This is a genomic window from Fructilactobacillus sp. X8R1C1 (assembly GCF_059900945.1).
Genome location: NZ_JBWXVH010000008.1, coordinates 1 through 1,801, shown reverse-complemented (window position 1 = coordinate 1,801; position 1,801 = coordinate 1). Strand labels below are relative to the sequence as shown.

1 rRNA gene is annotated in these 1,801 nt (G+C 48.7%); it reads right to left on the bottom strand.

Features of this window, described 5'->3' with window-relative positions:
- Positions 1–64 precede the first annotated feature (64 nt).
- Positions 65–1,640 (bottom strand): 16S ribosomal RNA (locus AC6UD1_RS06970).
- Positions 1,641–1,801: the final 161 nt, after the last annotated feature.

Below are 1,801 nucleotides of genomic sequence, written 5' to 3'. Positions count from 1 at the left end.
GAGAGTAAAACTCTCAAAACTAAACAAGACTTCAATAATGTAAGGTTTCCGAATTTTTCCTTAGAAAGGAGGTGATCCAGCCGCAGGTTCTCCTACGGCTACCTTGTTACGACTTCACCCTAATCATCTGTCCCACCTTAGGCGGCAGGCTCCAAAAGGTTACCTAACCGACTTTGGGTGTTACAAACTCTCATGGTGTGACGGGCGGTGTGTACAAGACCCGGGAACGTATTCACCGTGGCATGCTGATCCACGATTACTAGCGATTCCAACTTCATGCAGGCGAGTTGCAGCCTGCAATCCGAACTGAGAACGGCTTTAAGAGATTAGCTTGACCTCGCGGTTTCGCAACTCGTTGTACCGTCCATTGTAGCACGTGTGTAGCCCAGGTCATAAGGGGCATGATGATTTGACGTCATCCCCACCTTCCTCCGGTTTGTCACCGGCAGTCTCATTAGAGTGCCCAACTGAATGCTGGCAACTAATGACAAGGGTTGCGCTCGTTGCGGGACTTAACCCAACATCTCACGACACGAGCTGACGACAACCATGCACCACCTGTCATTCTGCCCCCGAAGGGGACACCTAATCTCTTAGGTTAACAGAAGATGTCAAGACCTGGTAAGGTTCTTCGCGTAGCATCGAATTAAACCACATGCTCCACCGCTTGTGCGGGTCCCCGTCAATTCCTTTGAGTTTCAACCTTGCGGTCGTACTCCCCAGGCGGAGTGCTTAATGCGTTAGCTGCGGCACTGAAGGGCGGAAACCCTCCAACACCTAGCACTCATCGTTTACGGCATGGACTACCAGGGTATCTAATCCTGTTTGCTACCCATGCTTTCGAGCCTCAGCGTCAGTTACAGACTAGACAGCCGCCTTCGCCACTGGTGTTCCTCCATATATCTACGCATTTCACCGCTACACATGGAGTTCCACTGTCCTCTTCTGCACTCAAGTTTCCCAGTTTCCGATGCACTTCTCCGGTTAAGCCGGAGGCTTTCACATCAGACTTAGAAGACCGCCTGCGCTCGCTTTACGCCCAATAAATCCGGACAACGCTTGCCACCTACGTATTACCGCGGCTGCTGGCACGTAGTTAGCCGTGACTTTCTGGTTAGATACCGTCGCGACGTGAGCAGTTACTCTCACGCCCGTTCTTCTCTAACAACAGAGTTTTACGAGCCGAAACCCTTCTTCACTCACGCGGCATTGCTCCATCAGACTTTCGTCCATTGTGGAAGATTCCCTACTGCTGCCTCCCGTAGGAGTCTGGGCCGTGTCTCAGTCCCAATGTGGCCGATTACCCTCTCAGGTCGGCTACGCATCATCGCCTTGGTGAGCCTTTATCTCACCAACTAGCTAATGCGCCGCGGATCCATCCAAAAGCGATAGCACAAAGGCCATCTTTCAAACGAAAACCATGTGGTTTTCGTTGTTATACGGTATTAGCATCTGTTTCCAGGTGTTATCCCCTTCTTCTGGGCAGGTTATCCACGTGTTACTCACCAGTTCGCCACTCGCTGCTAACTTAAATCTAGTTAATGCAAGCATCAACTATCAATAAGCGCAGCTCGTTCGACTTGCATGTATTAGGCATGCCGCCAGCGTTCGTCCTGAGCCAGGATCAAACTCTCATTTTAGAAATGAGAAATTTTACTAGCTCATTATTATTTGTTGTCATTCTTTTTCAAAAGAATTAAAAAGCGAATTGACTTCGCAAATGTTTAATTTTAAGTTCTACAACTTAAAATTACCTTACACTTGTAATCAAAATCTTGTTCAGTTTTCAAAGATCTACTCT